Annotated in this window: 1 protein-coding gene; it reads right to left on the reverse strand. The window is 69.9% G+C overall.

All coding sequences use genetic code 11. The annotated features are described in order from the left end of the window. The coding region (locus AB0H83_RS51800; protein ID WP_360111449.1) for a chemotaxis protein CheA at positions 1–1,778 on the reverse strand (1,778 nt) is incomplete at both ends.

Consider the following 1,778-nt stretch of genomic DNA (forward strand, 5'->3'; position numbering starts at 1 on the left):
CGAGCAGGGTGGCACCGGCGTACACACCGATGTCCTTGAACCTGGACGTGAGCGGCTTGACCACCACCTCCTCGGTGTTGAGCACCCGGTCCACCACCAACCCGAACCGTTTACCTTCCGCCTGCAGCACCGCCACGTACACGTCCCTGTCATGCGCACCGTCACGGGCCAGGCCGAGGGTGTCATCGAGATAGACGAGGGGCAGGAGTTTGCCGCGCAACCGGTACACCGGGGCGTCCATCGCATGCTCCACCACCCGCCCCGACTGCCCGTCCAGATAGACGAGTTCGTGGACCGCGACCTGCGGGATCACATACCGTTGGTCGCCGCACTCGATCGTCAACGCCTGAATGATCGCCAACGTCAAGGGGATCGTGAGCCGCCACGTGGTGCCCTGACCGACCACGGAGTCGACATCCACCGCACCACCGATGCGTTCGATGTTGGTCTTCACCACATCCATCCCGACCCCACGGCCGGACACGTTGGTGACCGCTTTCGCGGTGGAGAACCCCGGCCGGAACACCAACGCCAGGATCTCCCGCCGGTCCATCGCCGACAACTGATCCCGCGACACGAGACCCTTCTCCACCGCGATCCGGGCGATCCGGTCCGGGTCGATCCCCGCCCCGTCGTCCCGCACCTCCACGATCACATGCCCACCCTCGTGATACGCCCGCAACGTGAGGGTCCCCTCAGGGTGCTTCCCGGCGGCGGCGCGCTCCTGCGGGGTTTCGATACCGTGATCGACCGCGTTGCGCACCAGGTGCGTCAACGGATCCTTCACCGCTTCCAGGAGTGACCGGTCCAGCTCGGTCTCCTTACCCTCCTGCGCCAGCCGGATCTGCTTACCGAACGTCGAGGACAGGTCCCGCACCACCCGCGGCAACTTCGACCACAAATGATCGATCGCCTGCATCCGGGTCTTCATCACCGATTCCTGCAACTCCGACGTGATCAGATTCAACCGCTGACCCGTCCGCGTCATCCCCGGATCCGCCACCGACCCGATCGCCCGGATCAACTGATTCCGGGTCAACACCAGCTCCCCCACCAAATTCATCAACTTGTCCAACAAATCCACATCCACCCGGATCGACTGATCCGCAACACTGCGCCGGGACACGGCGTCGTCGCCGCCTTCGCCCGCGGCGGGCGGCTTGGCCGCGGACGGCTTGGCGCCGGGAGCCGGCTTGGCGGTGCCGGACGCCGGCGCGCCTGCGGCGGCCGGAGTGGGTGCGGGGGCCGCAGCGGGGGCGGGGGTGGCGGCCGGAGCGGGCGCGTGGGTCGCAGCGACGGCGGGGGCTGCGGGCGCCGCAGCGGCGGCGGGAGCGGCAGCCGCGGCGGGGGCAGCCGGGCCGGCAGCGGCAGCTGGGGCTGTGGCGGCTGAAGGCGTCCCGGCAACCGGGGCGGCGGATGCGGCAGCGGCGGCGGGGGACTGGACGATGACGACCGGCTCGACTACCACCTCGACCACCGGCGTGGGATCGACAACGGTGCCCTGCACCGCCTCAGCGGCGGGCGCCGAGGTGGTCTGCGAGGCGTCTTGCGGGGCACCCGAAGCGGCACTCGACGGGGCGGCCGGTGCGGCGGGAGCAGCGGCGGCGGGAGCGGGCGCCGAGCCGTCGGTGATGCACGCATTGACCGCGGCGATCACCCCCGAGTCGTCGCCCTCCAGCTCCCGGCCGTGCTCCTCGATCTCCGACAACAACCCCCGGACCGTGTCCACCATCCGCAACAGCGCGTCCGTCGTCGACGGCGTCATCCCCTGCGCACCG

Source organism: Dactylosporangium sp. NPDC050688, assembly GCF_040654515.1.
In the GTDB taxonomy this organism is placed as follows: Bacteria; Actinomycetota; Actinomycetes; order Mycobacteriales; family Micromonosporaceae; genus Dactylosporangium.